Genomic DNA, 15,307 nt, shown 5'->3' with positions numbered 1-15,307 from the left:
CTCCGGAGGATCTGGGGGAGGGGGAGGGGCGTCCCGCCCGGCTCACGCCGGACGAGATGGACTCAGCGGGGGACACGGTCCGCTCGAGACGGGAAGGGACGCGCGGGACGCGCTGGGGAGTCCTGGTACCAGTAGGCGACCGAGGACACGTCGTCGGAGCGCTCCACGAGGTCCGGGCCGACCTGCCCGATCTGCTGCAGGGCCACCCGCAGGCTCGAGTGGAAGTAGATCGGGTCGGGCTCGTGCCAGCGGTACATCCCGTGGACGGGAGCCATCGCGGTCGCGTAGACCGCCTGCTGCGACTCGTCGCGGATCGAGTAGGTCGGGTAGCCGACGTACGGGGCGCTGTAGGTGAGGACCTGCGGCTCGATCTCCCTGGACAGCCGGTCCTGGAACGCCCAGGCGCCGCCGTAGTAGTCCTCGGTGCCGGTCCCGCAGATCGTCGGGTGGTCGGTGTCGCCGTCGAGGAAGAACTTCATCTCGCCCTCGCCCCACCAGTAGCGCTCGAGCGCGACGATCGTCAGCGACGTGCCGACGAACACGCCAGAGCCCTCGACGCCGTCCAGCACCGTATAGTCCACGCCGCGCGTCGTCGGGTTCTCGCGCCGGTACTCCGCGTGGAAGCGGAGCGGGCCGACCTCGGCGGGATCCGCCTTCTCGAGGTAGTCGATCTGGTAGAACAGGCCGCCCACGTCGACGGGGTGCTGGTTCTGGATCGTGACCCGCGCCCCGTCGGCGAACGGCATCGCGAAGTAGGCGTTCATCCCTCCGGTCGGCGCGACGAGCACGAGGCTCGAGGTGACCAGGCTGCGCTGGCCGTTGCCGTTGCAGAAGAAGTCGCCCAGCGGCGCCTCGACGGCCGGCGTCTCTGAGCCGTCCCAGTACATCCGCAGCACCAGGTCGCGCAGCACAAAGCCGACGGCGTCGGTGTGCGTAGCGACGGTGAACCAGATATGCCGGATCTCGCCGGCGCCCGAGAGATCGGCCAGCGTGGTCGTCTCGCCGGCGGGGAGGGTGATGCACGGGGCGCCCTTCCGGCCGGGGCCGAGGATCGAGGCGGCACGGCCGCCCTCGCCCGGGGCTCCCGTGGGGTTCTCGGCCGTCACAGCCCGCGAGCTGTCCCCGGCGATCAGGGCTGCGTTCGCGCGGGTGAGCCAGTCGCTGCTCATTGGTCGTCCTCCTTGTTCTCCTGGATGCTCCGGAGCTCCCCGGAAACCTCGAGATGTCCCTCCTGGGCGAAGACCGCGAGCAGGTCGCCTCGCTGGTCGTAGCCGCGGAAGGTGACGGCGGTCGAGCCGCCGAGGTAGACCACCGAGACGTCGCCGTCGAACACGATCGTCACCGTGAGCTCGCCCTCGGGGGCCTCGAACGGGCGCACGTCGAAGGGTGCGTCCGAGCCGAAGCGGTCGAGGCGGTCGATCCGCACCCGGTGCTTCCCTGGCTCGATCGTCACGGAGTAGCCGGGCCGGCCGGTCTCGTCGGTCCGCAGCTCGATGCCGAAGGCCGTGGTTCCGGGCGCGGGGGTGAGCATCAGGTCGACGAGGCCCGTGTGCGGCATGCGCGTCAGGACCCGGCGCTCGAAGCCGTGCTCCGAGCCCACGCTCGAGGCCTCGAGGGTGACCGGAGCCGCCGCTCGGCCCTGCTCCAGCGCCCGCCGGGTGAGGCCGGCCTCCACGACGCGCAGGCTGCCGTCGGAGTTCTGCAGCAGCTCGTGGACGACGAGGTTGCCGCCCCAGAGCCAGGGCGCGCCGTCCTTGCCGACGGCGTAGTTGGGGCACCAACCGACGAGGTAGCGGTGCTCGCCGTCCGAGATCGTCTTCGCCGCGTACAGCCCGAGCCCGTCGAGCTCGTCGTCGTCGGGAGCCGTCCACGGCCCCTGGAGCGAGGTCGCCGTGCGGTAGCGGGTAACCGTGCGGTCGGTGAGTGTGGAGTAGACGAGGTACCAGCGCTCGCCCCTGCGGAACAGGTCGGGGCACTCGTGCATCGAGAAAAGCCCGGGAGCCCAGAGCGGCTCGCCGACGATCCAGGTCAGCCCGTCGGCGGAGGTCGCTGTGGCAGTGACCCCGCGGCGCAGCGCGGGCCCGTCGAGGCTCTGGCCGGCGATCAGCATCAGGTAGCTGCCGTCCTCCTGCTCGAGGACGAAGGGGTCGCGCCACTCGTGCGGGTCGTAGCGCTCGGCGTCGGCCACGAGCGCGAAGTCCGTGTCCTTCTCCCAGGTCACGAGGTCGGTGCTGGTGGCGCGCAGCACGGTCTGGTGGCGGCCGCCCTGCTCCTTCTGCCACTCGCTGAAGCCGGTGTAGTAGGCGACGTAGCGCTCGCCGATGCGGATGACGCTGCCGGTGGCGGCCGAGGCGTCGGCGTCACGCAGGCCGCCGCGGCGGATGGCGGGGCCGTGCTCCTCGAACTCGACGAAGTCGGTCGTCGAGACGTGCCACCAGTCGGTCTCGATGCGGTCGTGCGTGTCGTCCGCGTAGCGCTTGAGGTAGAACACATGGAAAACGCCGTCGGCGAAATAGGGGATGGTGTCGCCCAGGCGCGCGCGGTCGGGCTTGTACAACAGGGTCACAGGAGTCGCCTTCGAGTCGAGGAGGGGGAGGCGGCGGGACCGGTGGGCCCCGCCGCCAGGATCACTAGGGCGCCAGGATCACGAGCGCGGGTGGATGGACGTCAGGACCTTGACCGTGCTCGACGCCTCGGGGGAGAGGGTCGCGTACGGGTCGTCCTCGCTCGGCCAGCCGACGAAGGTGGTGCTGTTGTAGGAGCCCCACTCCGGTCCGGGGAACAGCGGGATAGTCGGGGCCTTCTCGGAGTAGAGGGCTTGCAACTCGTTCATCGCGGAGCGCTGCTCGTCCTCGCTCGTCGCCGCGGCGAACTCATCGAGGAGGACGTCGGCCTGTGGGTCGCAGAAGCGCTGGAAGTTCTGCGTGGCCTGCTCGCCGGCGGGCTGGACGGTGCGGCAGGAGAGCATGCCGCGGTAGTACTCGTAGGGCGTGAGCCCTGTCTGGCTCCAGGCGATGTTGCCCTGGAAGGTGCCGCCGAAGAGCGCCTGGTTGATCTGCGACCAGTCCTGCACCTTGAGCGGAGCGTCGATCCCGAGCGCCTTCATGTCGTCCGAGATGACCTGCGCCACCGCTATCCAGTCGGTGGAGGCGGAGCCGACGCCGATCGAGAAAGAGACGGGCGTGCCGTCGGGGGAGTTGCGCATGCCGTCCGAGCCCTTGGCGTAGCCGGCGGCGTCGAGTTTCGCGTTCGCCGCATCGACGTCGTAGCTGGTCCAGTCGCAGGACGAGACGACGCTGTCGTCGCGCCACGAGTCGTAGGCGTCGCTCAGGCCGGTGCAGTCGGCGGGGTGGGTGTAGCCGCTCATCCCGGTCGAGGCGACCTTGTCGCGGTCGATACCCATGCTGATGGCCTTGCGCAGCTCGACGTCGTCGAACGGCGCTTCGGTGGTGTTGAGCGTGAGCGAGATTGTCGGGCCCACGGAGGGGAACCAGTAGCCGCGGTGTTCGGGGTCGGGGTCGACGTAGGTCTTCTGGATGTCCTGGATGAAGCCCAGGCCGAAGTCGATGTCGCCGTTGATCGCCGCGATGTTCGCCGCGTCGTTGCCGCCGTACGCAATCACGCGGATCCCGGTGTACTCGGCCTTGTCCTTCTGCCAGTAGGCGGGATTACGGAGCAGGTCGAAGGATTGCGCCGAGAAACTCTGCACCTGGGTAAAGGGACCGGATCCGATCGGGTCGGGGTTCTGGAAGGTGGCCGGGTCATCGACGTCCTTCCAGATGTGCTCGGGCACGACCACCTGCACGCCGAGCTCGTAGAGCCCCGGGGTGTAGGGGCGGTTGAAGGTGTAGGTGACGGTGGTGGCGTCCGTCGCCTCGACCGAGTCGACATAGTCGTAGGTCGACTCGCCGAGAACCGTTCGGACGAGGCCGAAGGTGTAGGCGACGTCCTCGGCCGTCAGCGCCTCCCCGTCGGACCAGGTGAGGCCGTCGTTCAGGGTGAAGGTCAGCTGCAGGCCGTCGTCGCTCCACTGGTAGCTCTTGGCGAGCCAGGGGTCGATCTCGCCCTTCGCGAGGTTCGTCACCATCGGCGACTCGTAGATCGCTCGGTTGGTGATCTTGAGGGCCGACGGCGAGAACGGATTGAAGTTGCGGGTGAAGGACGCATTGCCGATCGAGGCGATGCGGAGGGTGTCGTGGGTGCTCGTGCCGGCGTTCGTGGTGCAGCCGGTCGCGCCGATAGCGACAGTGGCGGCGAGCGCGGTGGGAACTACTAACGCGCGCCAGAAGCGTCGCGAAGAAGGTCGGGACATTGTTTTTCCTTTCGACGGTGAATGGAACGGGCAAGGACCGGGGGCTGGGGTCGTCGCCACATGAGGAGCCTCTGCGGGGGCAGAGGGGGTAGGGGAATCAGACGGAGTTGCGGAGGATCGGCGGGCAGCGCACCGTCTGCCGCGGCAGGTCTCGATCGGAGGGGCCGCGGACGAGCAGCTCTGCGCCGAGCCGCCCCATCTCGCGGAAGGGCAGCGCAATGCTGGTGAGGGAGGGGCGGAGATAGTCGGCGATGACCTCGTGGTTGTCGAAGCCGACGATCGAGAGGTCGGAGGGAATGCTCAGGCCGGCTTCGCGCGCGGCGTCGTACGCTCCCATCGCGATGCGGTCATTGCCGCAGAACAGGCCATCGGGCCTCGTGCGCGACAGGAGCTCAGTGGTGGCTCGATAGCCCGACGTGGCGTTGTCGCCGCCGACCACGACGAGCTCGGGATCCAGAGGGATGCCGGCCTCGTGGAGCGCCTGACGGTAGCCGGTGAACCGGCCGCGGGCAGCGTCGAGGTGCTTGTCGATGCCGACGAGGGCGATGCGGCGCCGGCCCCGGTCGAGCATCAGCCGGGTGGCCGTGTAGCCGCCGTCGTGCTCGTCGGGGACGATCGAGGGGTGTCGGCCGGCCTCGTCGTAGCAGTGCACCAGGGCGATGTCGATGTCGTCGAGTTCGCTCGGGATCGCGATCGCACGGTTGTAGGTCGTGGCGATCATCACCCCGCCCACCCGGTGCTCGAGCATCATCTCGACCGACTTGCGGTCGGGCCGCTCGGGGGTCGAGGTGCCAACGATGATGAGCGACTTGCCGTGCTCCCAGAACCATTCCTGCGCGCCGGCGATCAGCTCGCCGGCGAAGGGCGTCGAGACGATGTCGGTGACCAGGCCGAACAGGTCGGTCGTGCGCCCGGCGAGGGCGCGAGCGCCGGCGTTGGGGCGGTATCCGAGCTCTGACGCGGCGGCGAGGACTCGGGCCCGGGTTTCGCTGGAGACCTGCTTCTCGTCGTTGAACGCGAACGAGACGGCCGAGCGGGAGACTCCGATGTGGCGCGCCACGTCACTCATCGTGACTGCTTTCCGTGTCATCCGGCAACCTCCCTGTCGCGCGCCAACCTCCCTGTCGCGCGCCAGAACCGAAACTAACGCGCGTTAGAAAGGATGTCAACACCTCGGCTTGAATCCGTCGGCGCCGGTCCGTCTGCCGCCGCGTCACGATCGCGTCACTCGCCGAGCGGCTCCCGGTCGCGCGTCAGCGGAGCGGCCCGCAGCGCCCGCATGTAGATCGCGTACCGCCGCAGCTGCCCGGCCGAGGCCTCCGCCCGCCCGGGTCGCAGCCCGGACAGCCGGTAGACGAGCATCCGCGACGCCATACCGGCCAGCACGACCGTGCGCCAGAGCTGCTGCTGCGCGTCGCTGCTGGCCATCCGCCAGCCGTAGAGGTCGAAGAGGTTGACGATCCACGCGGTGCCGACGCGGCCGTCGACGCCACTCGAGGAGCCACCCATCGCGTGCAGGGCGTGCAGTCGCGGATCGAGGACCACCCGCAGGCCCTCGGCGCGCAGGCGCAGGCAGATCTCGACGTCCTCGGCGTACATGAACCAGCGATCGGTCAGGCCACCGATCCGGTCCCACACGGCCAGCGGGATCATCAGGCAACCGCCACTCACCCAGTCGACATCGCGCGGTCGCCCCTGCAAATCGGCGGCGAAGAGGTAGTGGCCCTCGAAGGCGGGGAAGCGTCGGCCGAGGCGCGAGAGGCCGCTCTGGTGCAGGAGCATTCGGCGGACGGTGGGGGCGTGCCCCGCGGCGACGATCACGACGTCCTCGCCCTCGTTCTCGAGCAGCGGAGAGACCGCGCCGATCGTCGGGTCGGCCTCAAGGAGTGACGCGAGCGAGCCGACGACGACCGCCGAGATCTGCGCGTCCGGGTTCAGTAGCAGCAGGTGGCGACCGGTGGCGTGGGCGGCACCGAGGTTGACGGCGCGCGAGAAGCCGGCGTTCTCGGTGTTCTCGACCACCGTCACGTCCGGGTACTCGGCGCGCAGCACGGCGACCGTCTCATCGCGCGAGAGATTGTCGACCACCAGGATCTCGATGCTCCCGTCGCGGTCGGCGAGCGCGTCGAGGCAGGAGCGGATGACGCCGACGCTGTTGTAGGTGACGATCACGATCGACACGGTCGGCCCGCTCACGGCAGCACCTCCGTGATCGCGGCGCGCAGGCGCGTCACCACGGCGTCCCAGCTGTAGTACTCGAGCACTGGAGTCGGATCCGGCGGTTGGGGCGGATTCGCGACGAGCTCGCGGATCGACGCGGCGATCGCGGGCACGTCGCGCGGGTCGACCAGGCGCGCGCGCTCGCCGAGGATCTCGCGGAACACCGGGATGTCGCTGGCGAGGATCGGCGTGCGGCAGGCGAGCGCCTCCAGGGTGGGCAGGCCGAAGCCCTCGTCGAGGGTGAGGAAGAGGAACAGCGCGGCGTTCTCGTAGAGCCAGCGCAGCTCCTCCGTCTCGATGCGGCCGAGCAGGCGCACGAGGTGGTCGTCGAGGGCGGCGCACACCGCGGGCGGGAACTCGGCGAGCGCGCCGGACGCCTCGCCGACGACGAGCAGCGGGAAGGAGGGCGAGAGCACTCCCGACGCGAGCGCCGCCTCGATGGTGGTGGCCAGATTCTTGCGGGCGGTGAGGCGGCCGACGGCGAGCAGGAAGCCGTCCAGTCCGTCGACGCCGGCGGGAGCGACGGGCTCTGCTGCGGCGAACGCCCGGTTGAGGCCGAGGCCGACGGGCACCGCGCGGGGAGCGGCCGACGTGCGGACGATGCGCTCCGACTCCGCGACGCTGCTCGCGATCACCACGTTGGCACGGCGAACGCTGAGCGGCATGAGCGAGAAGTAGGCGCGTTCCGTGCGGGTGAACCACTCCGGGTTCGACAAGAAAAGGAAGTCCTGGATGAACACGGCGGACCGGCCAAGAAGGGGGGTGAAGTTGTGCGCCAGCGTGATGTCTGGGCGGAGTCGGAGAGAGAGCAGGGCGAGTTCGAGAATGGCGCTGATCCCCTGCGGGCGAAGTCTTGTCGACACTACTCGGGCGAGTCCCGCAAGCTCTTGACGCGCCGTTTTGACCCCCGTCAGGGGTACGGCAACGGTAAGGGAATCCTCAGGATGTAATCGCGCCCAGGTGAAGGTGATTTCGCGCATAACCTCGCGATTCGAGATCGGGCCGCGAATCCACCAATTACCATCGAGCAGGACCCGTAGCGATTCTCGGTGGGGAGCTGTGCCGGGCATTCGACCCCCGTCTGGGAATAGGCTTCTCGTGGATGTCCCGACTGTAGTGGACTGGCTCCGGTAGAGGACTGGCTCCGGTACCGGACTCCGGTGGCCAACGGCGGCGAGTGCCGGTCGCTCCGGACGTCCGCACCGAGGGGGATCAGCATGAGAACTCGACGCCGCACCGCGCTCGTCCGCTGGGCCGTCGCCGCGCTCGGCGCGCTGGTCGTGCTGGACACGGTCGTCGCGCAGACCGCGGTGGGCTCCGACGCGACCGCCGACTTCCTCAGTTCGATCACGGCGCTCACCAACACTCTCTCGGTCATCGTGTTCGTGATCGCGGGCCGCAGCGCCTGGCGATCAGCACGTTCCAGCGGACGCCGAAGCGCCGCCTCCACGGGAGAATCCCGCAGAATCACGGCGATGCGCACCCTCAACGTGGCGACTCTGCTCAGCATGTCCGGCCTGTTCCTGGTGATCTACGGGCCGACTGTGCTCGGTGATCCGGCGCAGCTGAACCCGAGCACGATCGTCCTGCATGTGCTCGTGCCGGCGTTCGCCCTGCTCGAGCTACTCGCGGCGCCGGGCGAGCGCCCCGTCGATCCACGCCTGGTCTGGCTGGTGATGGTGTTCCCGGTGCTGTGGTTCGCATACACCTTCGTGCGAGGCGCTCTCACCGCGCGGTACGTCTATGGATTCCTCGATCCGGAGCTGTCGGGAGGACCGCGCATCATCGTCGGGATGACCGTCCTGATCCTCGCGGTCTTCTTCCTGATGGGGGTTGCCATTCTGTACCTCCAGCGGTGGCGGACAGCGGTTCGCGGGCAGCTAGTATGAGCGCCAATACCCGCTTTCGGCGTCTGAGAACATCGTTGAATGAATATCGTGCACCGTCGCATCGCCTGGTACTGCGACAGCATATTTTGTCGGGCGATCGCCCTCAGCGAGACGCGAGCACAACAAGGGAGAACCGGGACATGGGCAGGTCGGTTGCCATTATTGGCACGCGGGGCTATCCCAGTTACTACGGGGGATTCGAGACAGCGGTCCGGCGTCTTGCGCCATTCCTCGCGGAACAGGGTTGGGACGTCACCGTCTATGGACGATCAGGGACAACGGCCCCCGAAGATCCGGACAGAGATGAGCGGGTGATCACGCGGCAGACGTACGGAATCGAGAGCAAGTCGCTCAGCACTTTGTCCTACGGCCTCACCGCCGCCCTCGACGCCGCGAAGCGCAAGCCGGACGTCGCCCTGGTGCTCAACTGCGCCAACGGGTTCTGGCTGCCGATCCTCCAGCAGCGCGGCATCCCCACCGTCGTCAACGTCGATGGGATCGAGTGGGACCGCGCCAAGTGGGGTCGCTTCGCGAAGTTCGTCTTCCACCAGGGCGCGGTCTGGACCGCCCGCCACGGCGACCGCATGGTCTACGACGCGGCGGCGATCCAGGCGCGCTGGAAGCGGGAGTTCGGCCGGGACGGCGACGTGATCCCCTATGGCGGCGACGTCCCGCCGGACTACCCGGTCGAGCCGGGACTGTGCCACCGCGGCTACGCCCTGCTCGTGGCGCGGTTCGTCCCGGAGAACACCGTGCTCGAGTTCGTCGAGGCGGCCGAGCGGATCGCGCGCAGCCACGACGTGGTGATCGTCGGCTCCTCCGGCTACGGCGGCCCGATTGATCAGGCCGTCAGCGCCCTCGCACAACAGAATGTGCGCGTGCACTGGTTCGGTCACGTCAGCGACGACACCCGGCTGCACTCGCTCTGGCAGCACGCCGGGGCCTACTTCCACGGCCACAGCGTCGGCGGCACCAACCCGGCGCTCGTGCAGGCGATGGCCTGCGGCGCTCCGGTCGTCGCCCGCGACACCGTCTTCAACCGCGAGGTGCTCCGGCAGGCGGGGCGGTTCGTCGCTCCCACGCCGGACGCGATAACGGAGGGTGTGCTCGACGTGCTTGGCGACCCGATCGAGCAGGAGCGGCTCTCGTATCGCGGGCATCAGCGGGCCGTGCACTCCTACTCCTGGGCCGAGGTGAACGCCGGCTACGAGCGCTCGCTCCTGAGTGTCATCGCCGAGCGGGCCACCGCGGGAGTGAGCAGGAGCCGGGCGTGAGGGCCGCGCGCGACCTCGGCTACGACGACCTCCTGATCAGCTACCACGTAGGTTCGCTGACCGGCGTGACGGCGGAGCGGGTGTGCACCGCCCTGCGCGATGTGCTGCTCTCGCCGCGCGGCGCGGTGCTCCTGCGGCGACGCGCGCGCGTGCGGGCGTGGCGTCGGATCGACGTGGCGGCAGCTCTGGACGCGGCGGGGCGCGCCGTCATCGTCGTCGACGGTCCGCTCGAGCGAGAGGACTTCGTGCAGCGCCTGGTCGCCGCGAACTTCGCCGCGGGGGAGCTGCCGGTGCGCATCCTCTTCGACGGAGCGACGGTCGGCTTCACCCTTCCGCACAGCCTCTTCGACGGCACGGGGGCGACCGCGATCGTGGCGCTCGTGATCGAGAAGCTGGGGTCTCCGGGAGCCGACGCAGTCGCTCCGCAGCCGCTCGCCACCTCTGCGCTGCGCGAACTCATGGAGCGATTCGAGCTGACGGGGCTGGCCGGCGTGCGGAAGGCGCGCGACACCTTCCGCACTCTCACCGCTGCCACCGACACCGGCTATCAGCTCGACGAGACCCTCTCGAAGCAGGAGTCGGAGCGGCGCACCCGCTTGGTCAGCACGGTTCTCGGCCCCGACACGCTCCGCGCGATCGCCGCGACCCCGGAGCGGGCGCGCGACGGGAAGCGCCCGGCCCGCCCGCCGGTGTCGCTCAAGACCGCGAGCCTGGTGCTCCGCTGCCTGCAGGACTGCGGCGCCGACGGTCTCGACTTCCGCGTCGTCGTCCCCGTCGACGCCCGCCGCTGGATCACCAAGGGCACCGAGGTCTCCGGCAACCTTTCGCCCTCCCTCCCGCTCGGCCGCCTCCGCGCCGACGACTGGTCGGCGACCTCGCTCCTCGAGCGCCTGTCCGTGACCACCAAGTCCGGGCTCCCGGCAACCTGGCTGCTCGCGAGTGCGCTGCTGGGGGTGAAGAACCTCGTGCGGCATCCGCTCGCCGCCCGCCTCCCGCCGAGCGGGACGCCCCGCGTGCCGTGGGAGATCCACGTCTCGCTGCCCTCGACCGAGGTGACCGTCTCGGAGGAGCTGCTGCCGCGGATCGAGCCGGACACCATGATCAGCGGGATACCCGCGCACCTGCGTTTCCCGCTCGGCGTGTGGGTCGAGCTGGCGCCGATGCGGGACAGCATGCACCTGAGCATCCGCGATGAGACCGGCACCTTCGCTCTCGACGGTTTCGAGGAGCGACTGCTCGCCGCTGTCGGCGCCCGAGCCGCGGAGGCCTCGTGAGCGCTCTGCTGCGCCTCCTGAACTCCCCGATCACGATGCTCGCGAGCCGCCTCTCGGTAGCGGCGCTCGGGCTGGTCAGCGCCCCGCTGATCGCTCAGTCCCTCGGCCCGAGCGGACGCGGCGAGACGGCTGCGGCTCTCGCCTCGATGTACCTGATCCCCATCGTGCTCGCGCTCGGGATGCCGCTCGAGATCCGCAGGCGCGTGCTCGCGGCGGCGGGCGATCTCGGCGCGGTCCGCACCGCCCGGCGGCTGGCCTTGCTGACCGCGATCCCGGCGGCGCTGATCGCCTGGCTGCTCACCTCGACCCTCCTCTCGGCGCTGGACGAGGCAGCCACGTTCGCCGTGTTCGTCGCGCTCACCGGCACGCCGCTCATGGTCTGCTGGATGATCGACATCGGCGTCGTCGGAGCGCAGCGACGCTTCGGCGCGGTCGCACTGCTCCAGGCCACGCAGCCGCTCGTGTACGTCGGCGGGATCATCGTGCTGTTCCTGCTCGACAGGATCACGGTCTCGGGGGTGATCTGGTCGAACTTCGCCGGCTCCGCGGTGACGGCGCTGATCGGGTCGCTCCTGAACCGCCCCCGCGGGGTCGCTTCGGCGCCCTGGCGGCCACTGCTGCGCGGCTCCGTCACCTTTTACGGCGCGCAGGCCTCGGACGCCGCCTATCAGCGGCTCGACCAGGTGGTCATGCTGCCGCTGATCGGCTCGCACCAGGCCGGCCTTTACTCCGTTGCCGTGACGATCGGCACCCTGCCGGTGTTCCTCGCGCACGCGGTCGCCGCTCCGGTGTTCTCGGACATCAGCCGGACGGAGGGCGGCGCCCGCATCACGGCCACCGGCGACGTGCTGCGCTCGGCTTTCGCGGTCGGCCTGGCGTCGGCCGTGTTCCTCGCCGTCGTCACTCCGTGGGGCGTGCCGTTGCTCTTCGGCGACCAGTTCGCGGAGGCGATGCCCGCGGTCTTCTTCGCGATCCTCGGCTCGGTCTTTGTGGTCGTCACCGTGAGCGCCGCCGAGGTGCTCTCGGCCCGCAACCGCGGGATCAGCCTGACCATCGCGCAGGGCGCCGGGCTGCTCACCTGCCTCGGGCTCCTGTTCGCGTTCGGCCCGGCGAACGGGGCGATCGCTGCCGCCATCGCCAACGCGAGCGGGATCCTGATGGCGCTGGTGGTGATGGTGCTCGCGATCCGGCCGCCGGCGCGGACCATCCTCCCGCGGCCCTCCGACGTCCCTCTGGCCCTCCGCCGTCTGACGATGCGGGGCGGCACGGCATGACCCGGACGGCGCCGCCGCTTCCGCGCGCGGGAGCCCTGACCTTCGCCCGCCGCCCGGTCCGCGCCCACCGCTCGCTCCGCACGATCCTCGGCCGCGACGGCCTCGGCCTGCCCTGGCTGGGCGTCCTCGCGCTGGTGTTCGTGCTCCCGGCGAACGGAGTTGCGTCCGCGTTCCTGCCGGGCGCCACGGCGACGGCGTTCGGCGCGATCAAGGACGGCGTGATCCTCGGGCTCTTCCTGCTCGCGCTCGTCAGCGGTCGGATCAGGCGGGTGCCGGTGCCGATCGTGGTGCTGGTGCTGATGATCGTCGGGCTCGGCCTCGTCTCGGCGGTGTGGACCGCGAATCCGATCCAGGCGGCCTACGGCTGGCGCAACGACTTCCTGCCGTTCCTCGCCCTGATCGTCGTGCCCGCCGTGCTCGAGAAGCGCCACCTCGCGATCCTCGCGACTGCGTTCGTTGTCGCGGTGCAGCTCTCGTCGATCACGACGATCCTCACCTGGAGCCAGGGCCTGGACTGGCTGTTCACCCTCCGTGTCTTTCCGCTCGCGCCCGAGACGCCGTTCCCCTCCTCCCTCTTCGTCGCCGGCAGCATCGTGCCCCGCGGATTCAGCCCCTATAGCGCCCCGAACGAGAGCGCCGTCGCGGTCACGATCGCGCTCACCGTGCTGTGGACCCGACCGCGCTGGCCGCTGTGGCTGAAGGGCGGGCTGACGGTTCTGCCGCTGGTCGCCGTGTATCTCACCCAGTCGCGCAGCGGCTACATCGGCCTCGCGATGCTCGCGGTGACCCTGGTGGCGTGGGCGCTGTTCCGAGCGAAGCCGATGCTGGTCTGGGCGATGCTCACCGTCTCGACCGCGGCGGCGATCGGCGGAGGCACCCTCTACCTCTACGTCGACAAGGTGATCTCGCACGTCGCCGACCCGTCGCTGATCGGCCACAGCGACAGCCTGCTCGAGAACATCCCGCTGCTCGTCGCGCACCCGTTCGGCTTCGGGCTGGGCAAGGTGGGGCCGCGCGCGCAGCTGTACTCGACCGACAGCGTGCTGGTGGAGAGCTTCTTCCTGGTGCTCGCGATCGAATCGGGCATCCTGGTAATGCTGCTCTTCGCGGCGCTGCTGGTGTACCTGTTCCTCCGCGGGCTGCGCGCGCCGACGCTCGACGGCTTCCTCCCCACGGCCGTGGTCGCGGGCACGCTGGTCAGCTACACCGTGCTGCCGACCCTCCAGGAGGGGCCGGTGGCGTTCACGCTCTGGATCGTCTGCGGTATGGGGATCGTGGCAGGACGGGCGGAGCCGGGGCCGCGCGTGGTGCGCCCGGTCGGCACCCGCCAGCACGAGGCCCCACCCTCGCGCACAGCCGCTCACCTCGACGGGCCACACACCGCCACCGGAGCGCACCTCGCCACAGCGCGCGGAGAGGGGCGCCGGCGCAGGCCGCCGCGCCTCCGCGTCTCAGGCCGACGCCGACGCCGTGACGAGCGCGCTCCGAGGAGCCTGCGCGACCACGGACCCGAGGACATCGCCCCCGACGTCCCGTAGGCGATCGGCCGCGGCGACGAGGTCGGCCGAGGACGACACTCCGGCCCCCGCAATGAGGACCGTCGTGGCGACCAGCTTGCCCAGCAGCACCGCATCGGTAGCCGACAGGATCGCGGGCGAGTCGACGATCACATGGTCGTACCGGCGCGCGAGGTGCGCAATCACGCGCTCCATCGCCGGGGTGCCGATCAGGTCGCTCGGGTTCGCCTGACTGCCGCCGGCCGGGAGCACCGTCACGCCCTGGGCGCTCCTCGGCAGCGATCCGTCGGCGGGGAGGGTGCCGGTGCGCAGCAGCTCGGCGAGCGTGGGCCCGCCGGTCGGGATGCGGAAGAGCGTCGACTGGGCCGGGTCGCGCAGGTCGGCGTCGATCACCACGACGGTACGGCCGATCTGCGCGATCGACACGGCGAGGTTCGCGACCACCGTGCTCTTGCCGTCGCCCTCGCGCGCGGAAGACACGAGCAGGGTGCGCTCGGACGTGCCGGAGCCGAAAAGGATCGTCGTGCGCAGCATTCGGAACGACTCCGCCACGGCGCTGCGGCCATCGGCCACCAGGGGCGTGCGGCGGATCGCGGCGTCGTAGGGGATCGACTCGAGCACCGGCAGGGTGGTGCCGACCGCGACGTCCTTCGCCGAGCGGATGCGGGAGTCGCTGAGCGAACGCAAGACCACGACGCCGACGCCGACGATGAGGCCCGTCGCTCCGCCGAGCACCAGGTAGACCAGCAGGTCCGGGCTGAGCGGCGAGCTGGGCACCGACGCGGCTTCGAGCACCTTCACGTCGACCCGGCTCGCGCCGCCCGAGACGGGGCGCTCGATCTGCGCGACATAGCTGCGCAGGCTCTCGGCGACCGCATCCGCAATCTGCGCCGAGCGCCGGGCCTCGGCGTCGACCACGTCGATGCTCATGATGACGGTGCCGGGGAGCGCGGCCGGGGTGACCTCGGCGGCGAGCTCGCCGACGGACAGGTCAAGGTCGAGCTTCTCGATCACCGGCAGCAGCACCGAGCTGGAATCGACCAGCGCGACGTACGAGGCGACCCGAGCCTCCGCGCTGGTGAAGGAGGCGCCGACCTCGGCGCTGGACTGATTGTCGGCGGTCGACACCGAGACGAACACGGTCGTCTGCGCGCGGTACTCCGACTCCGACACCATCGTCGCCACCGAGGCGGCTGCGAGACCCAGGGTGACGAAGATCGAGATGACGAGCCAGCCTCGGCGGAGGAGGCGTCCGTACTCGCGAATTCCCACAGTGTCGTCCTAGTCGAGGAGGGATCCGACGGGGCGGATCGAGACGATGATCGTGCTGCTCTCGATCCTCGCAGAATCGCACCACCCGTCTGGGTGCCACATCGGCGGTGACGGCGCGATGATCGGCCTGCGAACGCCCTCGGCTCCGGATTCGTCGCGATCGGCTTGACAGGTGTCGCTCGTCGACGGGCGTCAGCCGCGCCTCACCCAGCAGCGCCTCCCGCTCGGCCGAGACGACCGCGGCGGTGCTCAGCTCCATCAGCGGTGGCTCTCGG

General features: G+C 70.0%; 12 protein-coding genes. 5 read left to right on the top strand and 7 right to left on the bottom strand.

What is annotated here, in order from left to right:
- Window positions 1–62: 62 nt before the first annotated feature.
- The 6 genes from C1O28_RS13220 to C1O28_RS13195 form a co-directional block, all read right to left on the bottom strand.
- Window positions 63–1,169 (bottom strand): glycoside hydrolase family 172 protein, encoded by a 1,107-nt coding sequence (locus C1O28_RS13220; protein WP_097167209.1) that lies wholly within the window; start codon window positions 1,167–1,169, stop codon window positions 63–65.
- Window positions 1,166–2,566, bottom strand: coding sequence for a family 43 glycosylhydrolase (locus tag C1O28_RS13215; RefSeq protein WP_097167208.1), 1,401 nt, complete (start codon window positions 2,564–2,566; stop codon window positions 1,166–1,168). The genes C1O28_RS13220 and C1O28_RS13215 overlap by 4 nt, the downstream gene beginning before the upstream one ends.
- Before the next feature lie 78 nt (window positions 2,567–2,644).
- A complete protein-coding gene (locus C1O28_RS13210; protein ID WP_097167207.1) occupies window positions 2,645–4,312 on the bottom strand; it encodes an ABC transporter substrate-binding protein in 1,668 nt (555 codons plus the stop codon).
- A 97-nt stretch (window positions 4,313–4,409) separates the two neighbouring features.
- A complete protein-coding gene (locus C1O28_RS13205) occupies window positions 4,410–5,402 on the bottom strand; it encodes a LacI family DNA-binding transcriptional regulator (RefSeq protein ID WP_097167206.1) in 993 nt (330 codons plus the stop codon).
- A gap of 134 nt (window positions 5,403–5,536) precedes the next feature.
- On the bottom strand, window positions 5,537–6,508 hold the full coding sequence (locus tag C1O28_RS13200) for a glycosyltransferase family 2 protein (RefSeq protein ID WP_160487566.1): 972 nt from the start codon (window positions 6,506–6,508) through the stop codon (window positions 5,537–5,539).
- On the bottom strand, window positions 6,505–7,395 hold the full coding sequence (locus C1O28_RS13195) for a glycosyltransferase family 4 protein (RefSeq protein ID WP_164861121.1): 891 nt from the start codon (window positions 7,393–7,395) through the stop codon (window positions 6,505–6,507). The genes C1O28_RS13200 and C1O28_RS13195 overlap by 4 nt, the downstream gene beginning before the upstream one ends.
- Window positions 7,396–7,749: 354 nt before the next feature.
- Here C1O28_RS13195 and C1O28_RS13190 point away from each other — a divergent pair, with 354 nt between their 5' ends.
- From C1O28_RS13190 to C1O28_RS13170, 5 genes are all read left to right on the top strand, one after another.
- Window positions 7,750–8,421, top strand: coding sequence for a Pr6Pr family membrane protein (locus C1O28_RS13190; protein ID WP_097167203.1), 672 nt, complete (start codon window positions 7,750–7,752; stop codon window positions 8,419–8,421).
- Window positions 8,422–8,561: 140 nt separating this feature from the next.
- Window positions 8,562–9,695: a glycosyltransferase gene (locus C1O28_RS13185; RefSeq protein ID WP_097167202.1), complete on the top strand. Its 1,134-nt coding sequence runs from the start codon at window positions 8,562–8,564 to the stop codon at window positions 9,693–9,695.
- Window positions 9,692–10,969 (top strand): hypothetical protein, encoded by a 1,278-nt coding sequence (locus C1O28_RS13180; protein ID WP_097167201.1) that lies wholly within the window; start codon window positions 9,692–9,694, stop codon window positions 10,967–10,969. The genes C1O28_RS13185 and C1O28_RS13180 overlap by 4 nt, the downstream gene beginning before the upstream one ends.
- Entirely contained in the window at window positions 10,966–12,243 is a 1,278-nt protein-coding gene (locus tag C1O28_RS13175) for a lipopolysaccharide biosynthesis protein (protein ID WP_097167200.1), read from the top strand. Before C1O28_RS13180 ends, C1O28_RS13175 begins: the two co-directional genes overlap by 4 nt.
- Entirely contained in the window at window positions 12,240–13,781 is a 1,542-nt protein-coding gene (locus C1O28_RS13170; protein WP_097167199.1) for an O-antigen ligase family protein, read from the top strand. The genes C1O28_RS13175 and C1O28_RS13170 overlap by 4 nt, the downstream gene beginning before the upstream one ends.
- Here C1O28_RS13170 and C1O28_RS13165 read toward each other — a convergent pair.
- Window positions 13,695–15,032 (bottom strand): tyrosine-protein kinase domain-containing protein, encoded by a 1,338-nt coding sequence (locus C1O28_RS13165; RefSeq protein WP_097167198.1) that lies wholly within the window; start codon window positions 15,030–15,032, stop codon window positions 13,695–13,697. The two genes, C1O28_RS13170 and C1O28_RS13165, sit on opposite strands and share 87 nt — an antisense overlap.
- Between the last annotated feature and the right edge of the window lie 275 nt (window positions 15,033–15,307).

This window comes from Rathayibacter rathayi, assembly GCF_004011095.1.
In the GTDB taxonomy this organism is placed as follows: domain Bacteria; phylum Actinomycetota; class Actinomycetes; order Actinomycetales; family Microbacteriaceae; genus Rathayibacter; species Rathayibacter rathayi.
This window is presented reverse-complemented; position numbering and strand designations above follow the sequence as displayed.